The sequence below is a fragment of the Bizionia saleffrena genome (assembly GCF_008086175.1).
Classification (GTDB): Bacteria; Bacteroidota; Bacteroidia; order Flavobacteriales; family Flavobacteriaceae; genus Bizionia; species Bizionia saleffrena.
The window spans coordinates 45,493-63,218 of sequence record NZ_VSKM01000010.1 but is presented as its reverse complement, the minus strand read 5'-3'; the positions used below and the strand labels follow the sequence as shown (position 1 = coordinate 63,218).

Below are 17,726 nucleotides of genomic sequence, written 5' to 3'. Positions count from 1 at the left end.
AAATTGTTAATATTTTCCGAAAAGCGCTTCTAGCTTCTCTGTTCTGTATTCAAAAATTTCTTCAAGTTTTGGTTTAACTAAAAAAGGATGCGCTAGCTGCCCTAAAAAACCAAACGGTACTTTATAATCTATAATATCTTCCATTTCAACACCTCCATCAATTACATTGATAAAGTGTTTATGATGCCATAAAGCGTAGGGGCCATAACGTTGCTCATCTACAAAATACTCTCCGTCTTTTACGTGTGTAATTTCGGTAACCCATTTCGTTTTTATTCCCATAACTGGCGTTACTATATATTGTATAATTTGTCCAGCAAACATTGGGCGGTCGGCTCCAGATAAGATATTGAATCCCATATAATCGGGAGTTATGGTTTTTAAATTCTTCGGACTTGACAAAAAGTCCCAAGCTTGTTCTTTTGTAATCGGTAACTTTTGCTTTTTATGGAAAGTGTAGATTTTCATATTTGAATTCTGAAATTAATTATTGACTAAAACATAAGCATTCAATGACGTTGCGATAACTAGCCATATCATATAGGGCAATAGGAGGTAAGTTATAGCTCTGGGTGCTGTCTTATACTTAAAAAAGAAGTAAAAAATAACAACGGTTAACGCTGTTATAGTTATTAATCCCATCAATACGAGATGTTGATTAAAAAATATAAAATTCCAAATGACGTTTAAAATTACTTGGAGTCCGAATATAACTTGTACTTTTTTAGAATTGTTACGATAAAATATATAACTGAGGTAGATTGAAAAGCACACCATAATTGTACTCCAGGCCGCACCGAAAACCCAGCCCGGCGGCGTCCAAGGCGCTTTGTTTAAACCTAAGTACCATTGGGACCGCGGTCCATTATCCATTAACCAGCTTCCGATTCCTAAAGCTGAAAAATTAATGATTAAAAAGATGAAAAATAGTTTTAAACGTTTCATAATTTTTTTGTTATTTTTTTACTCAATGGGCTCGTTGTAGAGTAGTAGTAGTCTAACAACTCACCTTTAGGATCTACTAAATACTTTTGGAAATTCCATTTTACTGAAGAGCTTTTATTGCCGTTTCTGCTCTCTTGCGTTAGCCATTTATACAATGGATGTTGATTTTTTCCTTTCACAGCAACTTTTTCTGTGATTAAAAAGGTAACGCCGTAATTGACTTCGCAAAACGTTTCGATGTCTTCAGAATTTCCAGGTTCTTGATTGCCAAACTGATTGCAAGGTACCCCAATAACAACCAATGCATCTTTATAGGTGTTACTCAAAGTTTCTAAATCTTTATACTGAGGTGTAAATCCGCATTTTGACGCTACATTAACAAATAGAATGTGTTTTCCTTTATAGTTTGTAAAATCAATGGGTTTACCCGTTAGGCTACGCATTGAAATATCATAGATGGAGGATTTTTCAGCTTTAATATTAGAGCCCGATTGCGTAAAAAGTGTTGCGAAAAACGCTTTAAAAGGATTCATAAGTGATTATATTTTAAAACTGACAATACCACAATCCATTTTTAAAACTTGTCCTGAAATGGCAGCAGCCTTTTCAGAAATTAAAAAAGCTGCCATATTGGCTACTTCTTCAGGGTTTAGAAACTTTTTAAGGGGGTGGCGATCCGTAATGTTTTCTATCATTTTTTCGTTGCGCAGTAGTTTAGAAGCCAAATCGGTATCGGTAACTGTGGGAGCAATGGCATTAACACGAATTGTTGGTGCTAATTCTGCGCCTAGAGATTTCATTAAACCCTCAACTCCAGATTTTGAAGCTGCAACACTAGCGTGGAAGGGCATTCCTAAAGTGGTGGCTACCGTACTAAATAATAAGATAGAAGGTTTATTTCCCTTTTTTAATAGTGGGAGATAGTGCTGAATAGTTTTAACAGCACCAATAACGTTAATTTCGAAATCCTCTCGGAATTCGTCTAGAGATAATCGGGAGATAGGCTTTAGATTAATACTGCCTGGGCAGTAAATAATAGAATCTAAAGCTTCTAAATCAGGGAGGTCATCGGTTAAAATGTCTCCCTGAAAATGGTGTAAATTATTGTGACCAAAACTTGGTGCTGTACGGCTAAAATTGTAAACAGTATGGTGACTTACTAAATGTTGAACAATGGCGTTACCAATACCTTTACTTCCGCCTACTACTAATATTTTTTTCATAATTATATGGTTTAGATAGAGTAGAGCAGAAGCTGTTAACCTCGTCTAGCTACTCTTTGGTCGACCTTTAAGTCGTTTTTCAATTTTTTGTTTTATCACTGTAAGACGCTTCATAACGTCCATTAGCTCAGGGTCCTTATTTTCTTTGTAAATTTCGTTTAAGCTAAGAATAAGTTCTTTAGCTTCACGTGACGCAACTATTCGCTCATTGGTACTTTTAAACGAGGTGCCTTGTTGTTCAAATTCGAGTGCTTTTTTTAGAGTATCCATCATTAGTCTTTTAAGTAATTCTGCAATTCAGCAATTTTGGAGGCTGACCTAAATTGACCTCTAAAAAAGAAGTTACTGTTGCCTAGGTGCCATCTCTAATACCTTGAGATGAACCATATAAATGTTTGGCATCAATAATTACGGCAACGTCTTCTGTGCTTAGAATTGTGTGTAATTTATTTGCTATTTTATTTGTTAACCGTTCTTGTGTTTTTAGTATTATTTTATAATGTTCTACAAAACGGTTTGCTCCAAATAACCCAATAACCTTGCCAGAAGAGTTGTATGACACGTCTGCTTTTTCTAAGGTGGGAACAAAAAGTTGGTCACAATTAGAATAGAACGCACTGCTATTTTCTAGGCGTATTTGGTTATTTAGATATTTATTTTCAAATAAAGCAATTTTTACCATATTTTGAAGCTTTAATCCGAAAAATATTTTACAAACTAATCTTTCAACATCATAATTTGTAATTTTTATCCAGAAATTATTTAAAAAATTAAGTCCCAAAACAGCTATTTTATCAGCACATAAACGGATTGTTCTTACGTTTTTATTAGTATTTAACTCAAAAGAACGAGCAGTACTAAATAAAAATAGCATAGTATTAATAGGTGTCCCTCGTAAACGAGCCGTTGCCGGTAGCCGTAAGATTTCAATATTACTGTTTTTCATAGCAATTTTATCGTTTTGAAATGGATTTATTGAAAATTAGTTTTGTATAAGTTGAAATTCAAACTATTTACTGTTTTAAAGCTTTTCAGCTAGACCTAGCACATTAACTTTTTTTTAAGCACTATTATTTAGTTTCATTCTTTTAGGTTATAGTCGTGATAACCTGCAAAGCCTCGGCTTAAAGGACAGTGTTTTTTTTTTAGTTAAATTACTTGTTTGGTCGCAATCTCCTATAGTAAATTAGTCACGGATCAATATGTTGAAATTTATACTGTTCGTCGAATTTTAATTTTTCAGACAATAGTTTATCAAAAAATCTTTTGTTTTCTTTAAATGTGATATTATTTTTAAAATGAATATATTTTCCCTGAGCATGAATGCTTGTTCCGTTCGTTTTGTAAATTACAAGCTGATAAAAAGGAATTACCCAGGTGAAATTTGAAAGTCCTTTGGTTATGTAAATTAAAATACCTTTAGAACGCAGCTCTATACTTGCATAATTTATATCTGAAACTCTGTTAATAATAGGGCGTAAATTCGGACTAACTTCTTCAATAATCATCCGTTTAGAACCGGTACCTTTCAATTTAATACGTTCTAAAAAACCATAAGAATTACCGACCATTTTATCGATAGTTTTTAAGTTGTCTTTATTTTTATACGTTGTGTTGAATAGCATAGTTATGTTATTAATTACATCAAATTTACGAAATGTTTAAGGTTTAACCTAAATAGTTAAACAGAATTTTTATAGCGTTACTATTTTACTGTCATAAACTATAGATGCTTGTTTTGAAAACGTTTCTAGAGTAATAAAATGGTGTTATTAGTTGCGTTAGGCATCGGCTAATTTATTAATCATTCCGTTGAAGATTAAACCGTGAAATGGAAAAACGCTATACCAATATAATCGTCCTGCAATCCCACGCGGTCTAAAAACGGCACGTTGATAAATAACACCTTTTTCAACTTTAAACTCTAGCCACGCTTCCCCTGGAAGTTTCATTTCGGCAAAAAGTAGGAGGCGCCCTTCTTCTTTATCAGCTAAAAGTACACGCCAAAAATCTAAAGCATCGCCTGTATTTATTGTCGTTTGATTGGTACGTCCTCTGCGCAATCCAATACCGCCGACAAGCTTATCTATGGCGCCTCTAAATTTCCATAAAACAGTACCGTAGTACCACCCGTTTTCTCCTCCAATCGCCCATATTTTTTCTAAAGTTCGTGCTTCATTTTTCACGTTACGTTGTTTAATATCTTTAAAGCAGCCGTATTCAGGTACATTGATGTATTTAGCTGACACTCTCTTTTTTGATCGGCTGCTTACAAAGGAATCTTTCCAACTTGAAGCGATACTGTTTTGCTCAATCTTTTCGAAGGCTAATTTGACAGCTTTATCGTATGACATTGGGTTAACATCCAAGAGTTGATTGATGTCACTAGATTTTCCAATAATTTCTACTCCCATACTATTTACTAGTGTTTGCGCTAGTTTGTATGAGGTCGACGTTACGAAATACAACCAATAACTAGATAGCTTTGGCGTCATTATAGGAACGGTTATAATGTAGCGTTTAAATTTTCTTACTGCGGCAAAACGTAAAAGCATTTGTTTATAGGTTAGCACTTCTGGACCAAAAATATCGTGAGAGGTATTGTATAATTCTTCCTTGCCTAAACCTCTAGTTAGAAAACTTAAAATATCGCGAATGGCAATAGGTTGTGTTTTAGTGTTTAGCCACTTTGGAGCAATCATTACCGGAAGTTTCTCGACTAGATCCCTAATAATTTCGAAAGAAGAACTGCCTGATCCCACAATAATTCCGGCTTTAAAAACCGTTAAAGCGTACACCTTAGATTGCAGTGTTTTTTCAACATTTTGTCTCGAAATTAAATGCTTAGATAATTTGGTGTCATTTGTAATTCCGCTTAAGTAAATAACTTGTTTTACATTGGTTGTCTCTATATAGCGTTTAAAATTGATGGCGCAATCTTCTTCCATTTTCTGAAATTGGCTCACCGAATTGGACATTGAATGAATTAAATAGTAAGCGGCATCTATATCTTTGGGGATGTTATTTAGTGAGTCTGCATCTAAAAAATCGGCTTCTACAATATGCACATTGGCTTCACCTGTATACTGTTTTTCGGTTCGTAATTTACCACGAACTGCACAAACAACGGAGTGACCTCTCTCTAATAATAAGGGTATTATGCGTTTGCCTATGTATCCTGAAGCTCCTGTAACTAATATTCTCATTTTATGTTTTATTTTTAGGATTCATAACTATTATTATTAAAAACACCACTAGACCTTTTACATAAAAGAAACATAATTTATGCTTTAATTTCAACAAACTGATACAATCTTAGTATATTTAACACTAAAAATTATAGAAATGAAAAAGATCTTAGCACTAATTGTTTTAGCACTAATTTTAATTACGGCTGGGTATTACACTTTTATATACTATGTTCCTTTTAGCGAGGGGACACGCTCGGGTGAATTAATTAAATTTAGTAATCGAGGACTGATCATAAAAACGTGGGAAGGAGAAATTAGCCAAGGAATTTCTGGTGCGCAAATATTTTCGTTTTCTGTTGAACAAGACAAGATAGATGTTATTAAAGATTTACAAGAATTTCAAGGTAAATATGTTAAGGTATCCTATCTTGAACGCTACGGCTCTTTCTTTTGGTTAGGTGATACTAATCACTTTATAACGTCTGTTGCATTGGAAAAATCACCACATTCTCCAACACTTAGGGCTACTGTTCCTAAATAAATTGATAAAACTATAGCGTGAGCGCTCGATTAAGCACTTATTTTGGTCGTTGATAGTGTAATCGTTTTTCTAATACTGGAATCGTGTAGGCGTCCAAGCCATTTATAGCCGCGATTTTGGCTTTCGCAAGATTAATGAAGCCGTCATTTTCTAATAAGTCGTCATTTAAATACAAACTTTGTATTTCTCCAAGAACTAAAATAGTATTATTTGCTTTAATATGATATTCTTCAACAAACTTCATTTCTAACTGTACTGGAGCGTATTTTACAAAAGGAGCAAAGCACTTACTTTTATATTCAGAAGTGAGTTCTGTTTTGTCAAATTCTGAAATATCCTCGTCGTATTTTGCCGAGGTATGGTGCGCGGCTTCAAAATTGTCTTCAGTGATATGATTAATTGTATAAAAACCTGTGGCTTTAATGTTATTGTAAGTGTCTCGTGTAGCAGTGGTTGGTCGACAGAAAAACCCTAATAACGGGGGGTGAGACCCTATGTGCGTCACCGAACTGAAAACGGCTACATTTTCGACGCCCGTTTCAGATTTTGTTCCTATTAAGTTAGCAGATTTAAAACCAGAACAACTATTAATCAGGTTTATTTTATAAAGATGGTGTAAGTTGTTTATGTCTTTATTACTAAAGTAAGCCATATTACAAGGTCTTATAATTGTTAATTTTAATATTTTGAGCTTTTAAATCGAACATTAAATTATAGAGTCCGAAAAAGGTTCTATTAATATAAATAAAATGTTTCGAACCACGGTTTCCGTTCATTTTTCTCAATTCTGTACTTTTACTAAAACGTTCTCCAAAATCTGCAATAGACTTAAAAAATGAGGGATCTGAGAAGTCGAAAGTTTCGTCGTGAAATGGTTTTGTAAACAAACTTAGCATACCATAAAATAAGTCTGTAAAAAAGTCTAATTCCACTTTAGTATCTTCAGGACGTAAAATCTCTAACGTGTACATTTTTTCCTTAAATACTTCTGGATCGTCAATGTTTTCTTTTTTCGCTAACTCAAAGTAGGGTACATAAAAATCGTCCGGAACCTCTTTCATACATCCAAAATCTATGGCAATTAAATCGTGGTCTTTAGAAACCATAAAATTTCCTGGATGCGGATCTGCGTGTACTTTTCTTAGCACGTGCATTTGGTACATATAAAAATCCCATAACGCCTGACCTAATTTATTTGCTGTTTCTTGATCGGTATTTCTTTTAGTAAACTCAGATAAATGTTCGCCATCCATCCAGTCCATTGTAATGATACGTTCCGAAGAAAGGGCTTCGTAATAATTAGGGAATTTTAAATTAGGGATGTGCTTGCACGCTTTAACAACTGCCATACTTTGCTGCAATTCTAAGATGTAATTTGTTTCCTCAATTAATTTGTTTTCGACCTCTTTAAAATATTTGTCAGAGTCTTTTCCTTTAATATTAAACATTTTCATAGCGATTGGCTTTACCAAAGCTAAATCCGTTGAAATACTATCAGCAACGCCTGGGTACTGAATTTTAACAGCCAATCTCTTGCCATCTTTTTCGGCTAAATGCACCTGACCAATACTCGCAGCATTTACCGATTCTAAGTTAAAAGTGTCGAACATATCACTAGGCGTTTTCCCGAAGTATTGCTTAAACGTTTTTGCAACCAGTGGTGCCGACAAAGGGGGGACAGAAAACTGTGCTAGCGAGAATTTTTCGACATAAGCTTGCGGTAATAAGCTTTTTTCCATACTTAACATTTGTGCGACTTTTAAAGCACTTCCCTTAAGTTGTTTTAAGCTGTCGTAAATATCTTCCGCATTATTTTTATTTAAACGTTCTTTAGCTTCTATTTCTGTTTTTGTTAGCTTATCGCCGTAATATTTTAAATAATTAACGCCGACTTTAGCACCTGTAGATACTAATTTTGAAGCTCTTTGTATTTTCGAAGTCGGTATTTTGTCTATAGTTTTCAATAGTTGTGAGATGTTAAATTAGTGGCTACTAAATTTTTCCTTATATATAAATTTACCAAAGTCTATAAGACTTTTTAAAGGTTTTATATCTAATAGATCGAAGCTTGTATTAACCGCTTTTTCAATAAAGATATCTGTTTTCATAAAAGAAGCAGAGGTGTCATCAAGCCAAAACTTCATAGTTAATAGTAACTGAAGCCAAGCTGTTTCTCGTAAAGAGCGCTGTTGTAATTTCTCTAGTCGATCTTCTTTAATATCTAACGTTTCAATATCTAAATGCTCTATATAATTACAGAACCCTGCTTTTAAATCGGTGAGAACGGTTAAAGATTTTAAACTGCCTTTGTGCTGTTTTAAGGCATAAACTACATAACTTCTATTGGCTGTTAAGTTTTCGAAAAAAGTGAAGTAGAAACTGAGTAGTTTATCTCGAGGATCAAATTTCTGGTAATCTTCATTTGCTTCCAACACCAAAAGAGTATTAGTCAAAAATGCTTTAAACACGCCTTTCTCTAAAGTTTCGAATGTGCTAAAGTGTTCATAAAACTTAGATTCTTCAAAATTGTTCATTTTAGAAAAAGCATAAACAGACTTAGGCTGCTCGCTATGTTCTAAAACGTAGTCCATATAAAATGCTATAAGGTCTTGCTCTGTAGTATTTTTCTTTTTTGCCATTGTTATTGTTTTAAAGTATAAAGATACAAAATGTTTAACTATTTCTAATTAATGTTAAACAGAATAAAATGTTAAATTAAGTTTTCTATAATAGAGTAAACTTTCCCATTGATATTATACACCGCCTTTTATTTAAGATTTTGTTAACGGACTAAAGGTTCTTAATGCTTAAATTTACAGGTTAATAACCTTAATAAAAAACACTATTATGAAAAAATTACTTTTACTAGCTGTTGTTTTCTCTGCCTCTTTCGCAATGAAGGCGCAGATTGAAATACCACAACCTAGTCCATTTTCTAAAGTAGAGCAGAAGGTAGGATTAACCGATGTAACTTTAGAATATTCAAGACCTGGAATGAGAGATCGTGAGGTTTTTGGGAACTTAGTACCTTATGGAAAAGTATGGAGAACAGGAGCGAATATAAATTCTAAAATTACATTTAGTGAAGATGTGATGGTTGGTGGTAGCGATGTTAAAGCGGGTTCTTACGCAATTTATACAAAGCCTAATGTAGATTCTTGGGAGATTTATTTGTATTCTACTACCCAAAATTGGGGACTTCCAGAAAAATGGGACGTTTCTAAAGTAGTAGCGACCGTAAAAGCTGAAGCTTACAAATTGCCAATGCAGATAGAAACATTTACAATGGGTTTCGATGATTTAACCAGTAGCTCGGCGCTATTAGGTATTATGTGGTCAGATATTTACGTAGGTCTTCCTTTTACTGTATATACTGATAAAACAGTATCTACATCTATAGATAAGGCGTTAAACGGGCCATCGGCTAGCGATTACTATTCGGCTGCAACGTATTACCTAGAAGAAGGTAAAGACGCTAAAAAAGCTAATGAGTGGATGCAGAAAGCTATTTCTATGATGAAAGATCCTCAGTTTTATCAACTAAGAAAACAATCTTTAATCTATGCAGCTGTTGGCGATAAGAAAAACGCGATTAAAACAGCAAAAATGTCTTTAGCAAAATCTAAAGAAGCAGGGAATATGGATTACGTTAAAATGAATGAAGATTCTTTAAAAGAGTGGGGCGCTTTATAAGCTACATTATTAAATAGAATTATACTAAAAAAGCGAACTTTTAAAGGTTCGCTTTTTTTATGAGATGTAGTGATTGAAACGTGATAATGAAGTTTAAAAACGCATTGACGTTTTCACGTTAAATACACGTGGCGTTAAGTAGTTTGGAATCGCGTATTGGCGCTTACTATAAACATCTCTTACCCACGTATTGGTTATGGAGTTCTGATTGTCGAACACGTTAAAAATTTCGAAACCTAAAGACAATTCTTTAAAAGGTTTTTTCCATCCGCTAGTAAACTGCTTCTTGGCATCGACTACTACAAACTGAAACCCAATATCTGCACGTTTGTAATCTGGTAATCGGCTTTGGTATTGGTACGGATCGGCGTAACTGGGTGAACCTCCCGGCAAACCGGTATTGTAAACTACGTTTAAATACATTTTAAAGTTTGGTAAATTGGGCACGTAATCTTGAAATAAAGCAGCAAATTTTAAGCGTTGGTCTGTTGGACGGGCAATATAACCGCGATTATCTATGTTTTCTTCGGTTTTTAAAAACCCAAAACTAAACCAACTTTCTGTTCCGGGAACGAATTCTCCGTTTAAGCGTAAGTCCAATCCGTAGGCATACGCTTCCGCGGAATTGTTAGCGCGATACCTGATGCGAACGTTTTCAACTGAATATGGATTTACATCCGACAGTTTTTTGTAATACACCTCACTTGTAAGTTTAAAGGGACGCTCCCATATATTAAAGCTATAATCGTTTCCTACTACTAAATGAATAGATTGTTGTGCTTTAACGTTAGGTTGCACCACGCCATTGGCATTACGTAACTCTTTATAAAATGGCGGTTGGTAATAAAATCCGCCGCTGATTCTAAATAACATATCAGCACTCCAATTCGGTTGTAATGCAAATTGCGCTCGTGGACTAAATACGGTTTGCGATTGCGAAGTAATGTCGTCGCCTTTTACCGTCCAACTATGCGATCTCACACCAGCATTGTACCATACATCGTGTTCACCGATACTAGATTTTTTACTCCATTGCACATAAGATTGTAACCGGTTAATTTGTGTGCTATTTCTAGCATTTACATTCTGAAAAGCCGCTAAAGGCCCTTCGTAAGGCGTATAGGGTTGGTCATTAAACGCATCGACAGTTGGTGGATTTATAGAAAAACCTGCCGAGTCAATTACTTCCCATTCAATTAACCGGTCTCTAATATCTTCATTGGTATATTTAATAGACCATTTAAAATCGTTGTCGTTTTTGGTATATGTTCCTTTGTGTTCTAAAGTGGTGATTAAGGCATCCAAATCGTTTCTTCCGTGGTTTAATTGTCCGCCAATACCTTCAGAAAATTCCACTTCACCTAAATCTTCATCGCCAATATTAGTATTGACCTGCCCTAATCGGTATTGTGCTAAAATATCAAAATGCTCTTCTTCGGTGGTATGATAGGTAGAAGCGACCAAGTTTAAATTAAGATGCTCATTAACGTCATAGCTTCCTTGAAGCGCTCCAAATAAGGTTTGGTACGAATCGTGCTCTTGGCCTTCATAATACACTAATAAAGCTAACGGATCGGCTAATGTTCCAAAATTTGTTTGTCGCGTTTGTGGTTCGTAATTGTATTTGTTTAAAGAGGCATTTCCTAAAAAGCGCAATTCTAATTTATCATTCACTTGATAGGTGAAATAACTTTGCACATCGGCAAATTTCGGGTCGTAATTGGTTTCCGTTTCCTTTGCTTTTACTAGTAAACTATTATCACGGTAACGCACACCAACAATACCTGTAAATTTCGAGTCTTTGCTTGCGGTTTCTAAAGCGAGACTTCCACCAAGTAGACTTAAATCGGCAGACACCCCAAACTGGGTTGGTTTTTTGTATGTAATATCTAAAACCGACGATAATTTGTCGCCATATTTTGCTTGGAATCCACCCGCAGAAAACGCGATGTTCTCTACTAAATCACTATTTACAAAGCTTAAGCCTTCTTGCTGACCACTTCGCACCAAAAACGGGCGGTAGACTTCAATGCCGTTAACGTACACTAAATTTTCGTCGAAATTTCCACCACGTACCGAGTATTGCGTACTTAATTCATTATTACCACTAACGCCTGGTAAGGTTTTTAATAAGTTCTCGACACCGGCATTCGCTCCAGGAATTTTTCTAATTACAGCTGGTGAAATGGTGATAATACCTTCAATATCTTTTCGTTTTTTACCGCTAATTACAACCGTAGAGATTTGCTCGATGCTGACGTTTAAAATGGGATTAAACTCTAAAACTTCACCGTTATTCAAATTTAAAGTAGCTTTCACTTTTTTGTGAGAAATATGAGTGAACTCAATATCTACATCTATATTTGCAGGTATTTTGAGTTCGTAAAAGCCATTTTCGTTTGTTTTAGTCCCATTGATAAAGGTTTTTATATTTACGTTTTCTATTGGGGATTCCTCTGAGTTTAAAATAATACCAGTTATAGTTGCGGTTTGTGCCAAGGCAAAAACAGGTAATAAAAAAACGAGCAGTTGTAGTAAGTTGGCTTTAGTTGTCAATATGTTGGGTTTTATTTTCTGTAAAATGTAGCTTCAAATGTAGTACTATTTCCTACGTTATCTGTAACAATTACTTTTAAATTATTTTTGGTTGCTTTACTTACGGCATCGTTAAAGTCGTAGGTTAATAGTTTGGTTTTATAGTCGTACTCCATTAAAACCCAGTGGTCGTTAATGGTGGCGCGGTAATTAGAAATGCCTGTAGTTTTATCGTTTATTTTTAGTTTTAAATAACGGTACTTACTTAGCCAAGCACCATCTTTAAAACGAATAGGTGCAATTGTTGGTGCATCGTCGTCTATAGCAATAACGTAAGTACCTAAGTTTTTAGTGCGCGTGGTAAACGTGGTCCCCTTTTTTATGGTGTTAGAATAGCTTGGAAAATCATTCCAGCCCACAAGTCTCGCAATGTATAATTGCTTAAGATCTTCAGCTTTATATTGCTCTAGATTATAAGTAATGCTAAAATATTTTTTTAATGGAATAATGGGTTCGTGAAGAATAAGCGTGTCATTTTCAACTTTAAAATCTATAAAGAAGCTGTCGTAAAATGATTCACGAGGGAATTCGACTTTAATATTATCTTTTTCAAGAATATTCTCTTGGTTGGCTAAAATGTAATGTGGTGTAATTTTAAGGTCTAAAGAATCAGTAGGCACCGTGTCTAAGCCCTTAATTTCTAAATTCACCGCGGTAATATTGTTCTTAAAATCTCTAATTTCAATTTTATAAATAGAAGCGGTACTATCTGCTATGGTTACGTAACCATCGTCAATACTGTTAGTATATAAACTTAATGGATTATTAGATTCAATAAATAATTTCTGAAGCTTGTCTTTTTCATTTTTATACACTTCGTAATCTACCAAACGATTAATGTGATTGGTTTCGGCAAACGAAAAGCGTCTAAAATCAATTTCGAAATGCTGTGCACCGTTAAAGAAGGATTGTATATTGTAGACGCCATTTTTATTGGCAGCCAGATCTTGTCTGTCAATGGTTTCTACAGCGAATCCTATTTTTCCAAAAGCGGTTATGTTTTCCACTTTATAATCACCATCTTTTTGAGGAATTATACGCAGTTTTTGCTTTTTCACAGAGCCGTTAATGTGCGCATCATCACTTATTGGGTAAGCGTACACATTGCTCACTAATGGTTTTGTGTTGTCTTGCACATCAATGCCAAAAAGTAAGGGATTTATTGGGCGCTCGTTGTTGTCTCTAATTTCGAAATGTAAATGAGGCCCCCCCGAACTTCCTGTATTTCCAGAATAGGCGATAAGTTGAGTATTTATAATAGGTAATTCAGTGGGGGTAGGGAAGACTTGAATTTCGAAAGACTCACGCTCGTATTGTAATTTTTTTATGTAGGCTTCAATCTCAGGACTAAAATTTTGTAAATGGGCGTATACCGATGTGTAACCGTTGGGATGCGTTATATATAGTGCTTTTCCGTAACCATAATGTGCAATTTTAATCCGACTAATATATCCGTCGGCAATAGCTAACACCTTTTGTCCTTGTACTTGTTTCGTTTTAATATCTAATCCAGAATGAAAGTGATTAGAACGTAATTCGGCAAATGTACCCGACAAAATAATAGGTATCGCTAAAGGGGAACTAAAATAATCTTGAGGATAGGGATTTTGACTAAAAACAGTAGCGGTAAATAGGAAAAATAATAAAAATATTCTCATAAAAAGGAATTGTTATGGCTAAAATAGAAATTAGAATCCGATTATCAAACATAAATTAAAATAGGAGGCCCTAAGTTAGTTTTGGGCTTTACTATTTTTTTTTAAAATTTATGAAAAAACAATTGCAAAATATATCTAGTTTATTAACTTTGTAATAATAAGTATTGAAATTTGTGAATGAGTAATATTGAAGATATAGTAGATGCTTTAGAAGACAAAATTGGGAAAATCTTGCATAAGTTAGACACTTTACAGCAAGACAATTTAAAATTATCTGAAGCACTAAAAAGCTCTCAAAGCACCATTCAAAGTCAAAATAAGCAATTGCTAAATTGGCAAGAGGAGTATGAGACACTCAAAATGGCAAATACAATATTAGGCAGTGAAGATGATAAAAGAGAAACAAAACTCAAAATAAATGCATTAATACGGGAAATAGATCATTGTATTGGTCAGCTTTCTGAATAATGCAACATAGCGAAATATATGGCTGAAAAGCTAAAAATAAAGCTTTCGATAGCGAATAGAGTGTATCCTTTGACTATTTTACCGAGTCAGGAAGAGGGATTGCGCATTGCAGCTAAAAAAATTGACGCTATGATATCGCAATTTGAGCAAAGTTATTCTGTAAGAGATAAACAAGATGTTTTGGCAATGTGTGCCTTGCAATTTGCATCTCAAGTAGAACAGAAAACTTTAGATAATGAACATATAAGTGAGCATATAGAGGATAAACTGGAAGGTTTAAACACTATATTAGATTCGCATTTAAGTTCTTAAAACGTTCTTACAAATAAAACTAGGTTACTGCCTACATTAATTATTTTTTTGATAAACTCAACGTTAATTCTTTAAAAAGGGTGAGTTTAAGTTGTAAAAGCGAGCTGCTAGTACTATTTATTTAGGACTCGAGCAGATACTTGATCAGCTTGTTAGCCCTAAACTTGTTTTTAAGGAGTTTATACAAAATCGAAATTAGTGTAGGCTTTTTTTATATATACTAACACTAAATAACTAATGGATAATACAATTTTAATAATTGTTACAGGTGTTGCAGTTGGATCCTTAATAGGGTTTATTATTGCAAAAATACTGGAACGTAATAATGCTTCTAAGCTTATTAAAGGCGCGAAAAAAACGGCCGCAAATATCTTAAGAGATGCTAAAAGTAAAGGGGATAGCATTAAAAAGGATAAAATTCTTCAAGCAAAAGAGAAGTTCATCGAGCTTAAAACAGAACACGAAAAGGTTATCTTTTCTAGAGATAAAAAGATAACGGACATAGAGAAAAGAACACGAGATAAAGAGTCGCAGATATCTAACGAACTTTCAAAAACAAAAAAAATAAACTCAGATGTAGAGTTTAAAATAAAAGAGTACAACTCTAAATTAGAGTCTTTAGAAAAGAAACAAGACGAGGTTAATAAAATACATAAAAGTAAAATTGAGCAATTAGAAGTGATTTCTAGTTTAACGGCTGAGGAAGCTAAAGCACAATTAGTCGATTCCTTACGTAATGAAGCTAAAAGCGATGCTATGGCTTACATTCAAGATAAAATGGAAGAGGCTAAATTAACCGCTCAGCAAGATGCTAAAAAAATAATTATTAATACTATTCAACGTATTGGTACAGAAGAGGCCGTAGATAATTGTGTGTCTGTATTTAATATAGAGTCTGATGATGTTAAAGGACGAATTATTGGACGAGAAGGTCGTAATATTCGTGCTATTGAAGCAGCTACAGGTGTCGAAATTATTGTTGATGATACTCCGGAAGCTATTATTTTATCGTGCTTCGATTCTGTACGTCGTGAGATTGCGAGACTATCGTTACACAAATTAGTCACCGATGGACGTATACATCCAGCACGTATTGAAGAAGTCGTTAAGAAAACGCAAAAACAAATAGAACAAGAAATTATAGAAGTAGGTAAGCGTACGGTTATCGATTTAGGAATTAATGGTTTACATCCTGAATTAATAAAAATGGTAGGTCGTATGAAATACCGTTCATCTTACGGGCAAAATTTACTACAGCACTCGCGTGAAGTGGCTAAACTATGTGGTGTTATGGCGGCCGAATTAGGGTTAAATCCAAAATTAGCGAAACGAGCTGGTTTACTACACGATATTGGTAAAGTGCCAGATGCGGAAGCCGATATGGAAACACCACACGCTATTTTAGGTAAGCAATGGGCAGAAAAGTATGGTGAAAAAGAAGAAGTATGTAATGCTATTGGAGCACACCACGACGAAATAGAAATGACCTCATTATTATCGCCGATCGTACAGGTTTGCGATGCTATATCTGGAGCGAGACCTGGCGCAAGACGTCAAGTATTAGATTCTTATATACAACGTTTAAAAGACTTAGAAGAGGTAGCCCTTGGATTTGGCGGTGTTAAAAAAGCATATGCTATTCAAGCGGGTAGAGAACTTCGTGTAATAGTTGAAAGTGAAAAGGTTAACGATCTAAGAGCTTCGGAATTATCATTTAGTATTTCGCAAAAAATTCAAACGGATATGACATATCCTGGGCAGGTAAAGGTTACCGTGATTAGAGAAACGAGAGCTGTTAATATTGCAAAGTAATGTACATACTCATTATTAAAAAAAAAATCCAACTTCTTTAAGTTGGATTTTTTTTGCTTGGTATTATTATAGTAAATACAGTTCCTACATTTACTTTACTACCTATTTCAATGGTACCACCAAAAGCTTCAACTTGATTTTTAATAAGATATAAGCCGACGCCTTCAGAATTTTTATTGGTATGAAACGTTTTGTATAATTTAAAAACATCGTTCCCAAATTTATCCAAATCAATTCCTAAACCGTTATCAGAAACTTTAATTATTATACAGTCTTTTTTGGTAAAGGACTGTATTCTAATTATGGGATCTCTATCGGGATGTTTGTATTTAATAGCATTCGATAATAAATTTTGAATAATACTTTCTAAGTACGCAGAATTGTAATAGATATGAACGTTTTTACTAACTCGGTTGTATATTTTTGCCTTATTCTTAATTATAATAACATCCAAGAGCTTTAAACTTTCTTCTATAAAGTCATTGAGGTTTAAACATTCTGTATTCGTTTCTTTTTTAGATTGTACGGACACAATCTGTTTGAGGTTTGTAATCGTATTGTTTAATGAACCAGCAACTTGATTGAGATGATTAATAACCTCGTTTTTTTCGGTATCGTCTTCCGCTTCGTCATAAAAACCTAATAAGCTTTCGAAGTTTGCAGCGTGTTCTTTTAAGTTATGCGTTACAATATGCGCGAAATTTTTAAGTTTTGTGTTTTGCTCGGTGGCGATATTAAGCGCATCATTTATTTTAATTTCTGTTTCTACCTGATCGGTGATATCGATATGTGTACCAATAAAACGAACGTAATTACCGTCAGCATCGCGCTCTACCACCTGGCCTTTATCTAGAATCCATTTATAAGCGCCATTTTTACATTTAATTCTATGCTTGCTTACATAATACGGTTTTAGACCTTGTATGTGATCGTTGAAATCTTTGTGGTATTTATAGCGGTCATCTGGATGAATTAAATCGTTCCAATCATTAATATCCTCACCAAAATGGGGGTCGTCCAAGCACCCCAAAATATCTTTTGAGGAATCTGAAAAAAAGAAGCTATTTGTTTTAGCGTTATATACCCACATTCCAATTTTGGAAATACTTAAAGCAATTTCCCATTTTATAGCGTCAAAATGGTTTGTTTTATGGTTTGTTTTCTGGTGCATTGAGGTTGTTTAACTAATAATTATTTCCTGCACAATTATTAAATATTACAATAATTTAACAAAATAATTAACGTAAACCCAATATAATCGGCTAAAAGATGTTTTTTTGACATTAAA

The 17,726-nt window shown here is 34.2% G+C and carries 19 protein-coding genes and 1 other RNA gene; 6 read left to right on the top strand and 14 right to left on the bottom strand.

Features of this window, described 5'->3' with window-relative positions; translation table 11 throughout:
• Window positions 1-6 precede the first annotated feature (6 nt).
• The 8 genes from ES676_RS10700 to ES676_RS10665 all read right to left on the bottom strand — a co-directional run bounded on the left by ES676_RS10700 (window position 7) and on the right by ES676_RS10665 (window position 5,374).
• Entirely contained in the window at window positions 7-468 is a 462-nt protein-coding gene (locus ES676_RS10700) for an SRPBCC family protein (RefSeq protein WP_148370323.1), read from the bottom strand.
• Window positions 469-483: 15 nt separating this feature from the next.
• Complete coding sequence (locus ES676_RS10695; protein WP_148370322.1) at window positions 484-945, bottom strand: TspO/MBR family protein; 462 nt, start codon at window positions 943-945, stop codon at window positions 484-486.
• Window positions 942-1,478, bottom strand: coding sequence for a glutathione peroxidase (locus tag ES676_RS10690; RefSeq protein ID WP_148370321.1), 537 nt, complete (start codon window positions 1,476-1,478; stop codon window positions 942-944). The genes ES676_RS10695 and ES676_RS10690 overlap by 4 nt, the downstream gene beginning before the upstream one ends.
• A 6-nt stretch (window positions 1,479-1,484) precedes the next feature.
• Window positions 1,485-2,168 carry an SDR family NAD(P)-dependent oxidoreductase gene (locus ES676_RS10685; protein WP_148370320.1) on the bottom strand — a complete coding sequence of 228 codons (684 nt, stop codon included), beginning with the start codon at window positions 2,166-2,168 and terminating at the stop codon, window positions 1,485-1,487.
• Window positions 2,169-2,213: 45 nt separating this feature from the next.
• Window positions 2,214-2,438 (bottom strand): hypothetical protein, encoded by a 225-nt coding sequence (locus ES676_RS10680; RefSeq protein WP_148370379.1) that lies wholly within the window; start codon window positions 2,436-2,438, stop codon window positions 2,214-2,216.
• An 82-nt stretch (window positions 2,439-2,520) separates the two neighbouring features.
• The gene (locus ES676_RS10675) at window positions 2,521-3,114 is read right to left on the bottom strand and encodes a GTP cyclohydrolase I (protein WP_148370319.1); all 594 of its coding nucleotides are present in this window, start codon (window positions 3,112-3,114) and stop codon (window positions 2,521-2,523) included.
• Window positions 3,115-3,358: 244 nt separating this feature from the next.
• Window positions 3,359-3,793: a hypothetical protein gene (locus ES676_RS10670; protein ID WP_148370318.1), complete on the bottom strand. Its 435-nt coding sequence runs from the start codon at window positions 3,791-3,793 to the stop codon at window positions 3,359-3,361.
• Between the two features lie 156 nt (window positions 3,794-3,949).
• Window positions 3,950-5,374: an SDR family oxidoreductase gene (locus ES676_RS10665; RefSeq protein WP_148370317.1), complete on the bottom strand. Its 1,425-nt coding sequence runs from the start codon at window positions 5,372-5,374 to the stop codon at window positions 3,950-3,952.
• A gap of 139 nt (window positions 5,375-5,513) precedes the next feature.
• On the opposite strand from ES676_RS10665, the gene ES676_RS10660 reads away from it, so the two are divergent.
• Window positions 5,514-5,900, top strand: coding sequence for a 6-phosphogluconate dehydrogenase (locus tag ES676_RS10660; protein WP_148370316.1), 387 nt, complete (start codon window positions 5,514-5,516; stop codon window positions 5,898-5,900).
• A gap of 37 nt (window positions 5,901-5,937) precedes the next feature.
• Here ES676_RS10660 and ES676_RS10655 read toward each other — a convergent pair whose 3' ends face one another.
• From ES676_RS10655 to ES676_RS10645, 3 genes are read right to left on the bottom strand one after another with little or no spacing between them, the layout of a single operon-like run.
• The gene (locus ES676_RS10655) at window positions 5,938-6,552 is read right to left on the bottom strand and encodes a flavin reductase family protein (protein ID WP_148370315.1); all 615 of its coding nucleotides are present in this window, start codon (window positions 6,550-6,552) and stop codon (window positions 5,938-5,940) included.
• 1 nt (window position 6,553) lies between these two features.
• The gene (locus tag ES676_RS10650; RefSeq protein WP_148370314.1) at window positions 6,554-7,864 is read right to left on the bottom strand and encodes an ABC1 kinase family protein; all 1,311 of its coding nucleotides are present in this window, start codon (window positions 7,862-7,864) and stop codon (window positions 6,554-6,556) included.
• A gap of 18 nt (window positions 7,865-7,882) precedes the next feature.
• A complete protein-coding gene (locus ES676_RS10645) occupies window positions 7,883-8,539 on the bottom strand; it encodes a TetR family transcriptional regulator C-terminal domain-containing protein (protein WP_148370313.1) in 657 nt (218 codons plus the stop codon).
• A 208-nt stretch (window positions 8,540-8,747) separates the two neighbouring features.
• Here ES676_RS10645 and ES676_RS10640 point away from each other — a divergent pair, with 208 nt between their 5' ends.
• Entirely contained in the window at window positions 8,748-9,593 is an 846-nt protein-coding gene (locus tag ES676_RS10640) for a DUF2911 domain-containing protein (protein ID WP_148370312.1), read from the top strand.
• A gap of 93 nt (window positions 9,594-9,686) precedes the next feature.
• Here ES676_RS10640 and ES676_RS10635 read toward each other — a convergent pair whose 3' ends face one another.
• Window positions 9,687-12,149 (bottom strand): TonB-dependent receptor plug domain-containing protein, encoded by a 2,463-nt coding sequence (locus ES676_RS10635; protein WP_148370311.1) that lies wholly within the window; start codon window positions 12,147-12,149, stop codon window positions 9,687-9,689.
• Window positions 12,150-12,160: 11 nt separating this feature from the next.
• The gene (locus ES676_RS10630; protein ID WP_148370310.1) at window positions 12,161-13,846 is read right to left on the bottom strand and encodes a M23 family metallopeptidase; all 1,686 of its coding nucleotides are present in this window, start codon (window positions 13,844-13,846) and stop codon (window positions 12,161-12,163) included.
• Window positions 13,847-14,023: 177 nt separating this feature from the next.
• On the opposite strand from ES676_RS10630, the gene ES676_RS10625 reads away from it, so the two are divergent.
• The 4 genes from ES676_RS10625 (at window position 14,024) to rny (ending at window position 16,438) form a co-directional block, all read left to right on the top strand.
• Window positions 14,024-14,314, top strand: coding sequence for a hypothetical protein (locus ES676_RS10625; protein ID WP_148370309.1), 291 nt, complete (start codon window positions 14,024-14,026; stop codon window positions 14,312-14,314).
• A gap of 18 nt (window positions 14,315-14,332) precedes the next feature.
• Window positions 14,333-14,626, top strand: a complete 294-nt coding sequence (locus ES676_RS10620; RefSeq protein ID WP_148370308.1) for a cell division protein ZapA — start codon at window positions 14,333-14,335, stop codon at window positions 14,624-14,626.
• A 55-nt stretch (window positions 14,627-14,681) separates the two neighbouring features.
• A non-coding RNA gene (gene ssrS, locus ES676_RS10615) (6S RNA) lies at window positions 14,682-14,807 on the top strand.
• 56 nt (window positions 14,808-14,863) lie between these two features.
• Complete coding sequence (gene rny / locus ES676_RS10610; protein ID WP_148370307.1) at window positions 14,864-16,438, top strand: ribonuclease Y; 1,575 nt, start codon at window positions 14,864-14,866, stop codon at window positions 16,436-16,438.
• A 37-nt stretch (window positions 16,439-16,475) separates the two neighbouring features.
• Here the strand turns inward: rny and ES676_RS10605 are convergent, their stop codons facing one another.
• Window positions 16,476-17,609 carry a sensor histidine kinase gene (locus ES676_RS10605; protein WP_148370306.1) on the bottom strand — a complete coding sequence of 378 codons (1,134 nt, stop codon included), beginning with the start codon at window positions 17,607-17,609 and terminating at the stop codon, window positions 16,476-16,478.
• Window positions 17,610-17,726: the final 117 nt, after the last annotated feature.